The sequence below is a fragment of the Subsaximicrobium wynnwilliamsii genome, assembly GCF_007997225.1.
Lineage (GTDB): Bacteria > Bacteroidota > Bacteroidia > Flavobacteriales > Flavobacteriaceae > Psychroserpens > Psychroserpens wynnwilliamsii.
The window spans coordinates 1-1887 of the sequence record NZ_VORM01000080.1; the positions used below are offsets into that span (position 1 = coordinate 1).

Genomic DNA, 1887 nt, shown 5'->3' on the forward strand with positions numbered 1-1887 from the left:
CAGTTTCTCAACGATTTGTAATTCAGTCAGATTTGAGTCATTCGCATATTTTTCAATTTCCGATTTAATCTCTTTAAAATTACTCATAATTTTCATTTTTAACGGTTCTGCTCAATGAATGCCAACGTTTATGTATAAGAATAGTTGCGGATTTGTATGCGAGGATTTTCCGAAGGAAAATCAGACGTTACAAACACGCAACGACCTTTAGTTAAGCATTAAACCGCAATTATTTTTATACGGTGTTGGCAACTGGCTTTCTTTTATTTCGTTAAATGACTAATGTCAGAAGTCGCATAAAAATAGGATAATCCAGTTCCATCTCCACCCATTGATTCACTATCTGCTATCGTTATTTTTAATTTTGGTAAAAAATAATTTCCTTTTTCTAATTCAGAGTATTCAGTTCCGATATTTTTAAATTGTTTAATTAAATCAGAAATTTCTGTTCCAAAATCAAGTCGGATATTGTCAATTAATATGTCAAAACCGTAATGAACTTCTAAATCCCTTAATCGATTTTCCTTGTCGTAATTCAGAAACAGCATATCTTTTTTCGAATTCAGATTTTCATAAACATCTCTTTTTTGATGAATATTCATACTTTCATCTCCATCAAAAAATTCAGCTACGTCAATTATTTTGTCTTCTTCCTTATGTTTCATTCCTAATTTTTCTCTAACAGAATTTCGTTCGTTATTCCATTCAAATTTGAGAGAATTAAGGATAAAACCTTTATTTGGTAAATATTCTATGTCCATTTTTCAGCTTGTTGCCAACGTTTATGTGTATGGACCGTTGCGTGTTTCATACACGAACCAATCCAAATATAAACAAACTTTTGGGCATTTCCATAATATTCCAAATAAAGCACAGACCCAGCAATGGTCTATACACGGTGTTATCTTGCGTTTTTATCTATCCGCAATTTTTGTTTTTCGACGATCTTATAAATTCCGTCGTATTGTTTTTTAAAATTCTAATTTAATAATTTCCATTTAGATTCCATTCCGGTTTTCCGTATTCAGTTTTTAAATATTTTTTCGGATAAATCTAATTTGGTCGGGAAACACAAAGTTTCGGTTTTGCACTTATAAACCAAAAAAAATTTCGATTTAATTTCCGCGTTATTATTCCGTAAGAGTAAATTTCGGCGTAATGCTTTTAAAATAATTTGCAATTGCCTTGCGGCAAGCTCAATGTCTCCCGTGCTGCAACTTAACATTGGAAAGCGGGGAAATTAAATTTTTCGTATGAGTGATAATTTCGGCGTAATGATTTTTTAAATTTATATTTCTATTTCTATTTCTATTTGTATTTCAGTTTCAGTTTATTTTTGGGATTTCAATGCGTAATGTCTTGAATTTCATCACAATTTTTGTTAAATGCAAGATAACGCTCTTGAGTATGATTAGTTGCGTGTCTCAAGCAGTAAATTTAGCAAATAAAAACGAACTATAAAATCCACGAGGCTTTTCGGAAGGAGAACAGGCCTAGCAATTAATTATACGCGATGTTGCCTAATGTAGTTTCAGAATTTTGATTCTTTAGATAAATGACTGTTTATAGCAGTGCGCAAGAGTGATAAAAGTCCGCCCGAAATTATTAGTCTGACTTGTATTCCGTTTGAGTGAACAATTCCGCAAACTGGCTCAATTCCGTTGGTTGATTGTCCAATTATAATTTTCAAGCTTTTTTTCCGCAATGGTTCTCAATTCCGCAAACTGGCTAAATTGAGAACTAGATTCGATTCCGAAAACCTGCTCAAAATTCCGCAAAGATTGGTTTCCGCAATATTGGTTAGATAAATGTCTCAAAAATCCGAATTGCTTGGGTGCGAGTGAATTCTGCTATATTAGGCAACGCTCTTGAGTATGATTAGTTGCG

The 1887-nt window shown here is 32.6% G+C and carries 1 protein-coding gene; it reads right to left on the bottom strand.

What is annotated here, in order from left to right; genetic code table 11:
- Positions 1-263 precede the first annotated feature (263 nt).
- Positions 264-761 (bottom strand): hypothetical protein, encoded by a 498-nt coding sequence (locus ESY88_RS20545; protein ID WP_147088587.1) that lies wholly within the window; start codon positions 759-761, stop codon positions 264-266.
- Positions 762-1887: the final 1126 nt, after the last annotated feature.

What these genes read in the sequence shown, in the direction of transcription:
- ESY88_RS20545 (WP_147088587.1), bottom strand. Translation starts at nt 761, where the DNA reads ATGGACATAGAATATTTACCAAATAAAGGTTTTATCCTTAATTCTCTC.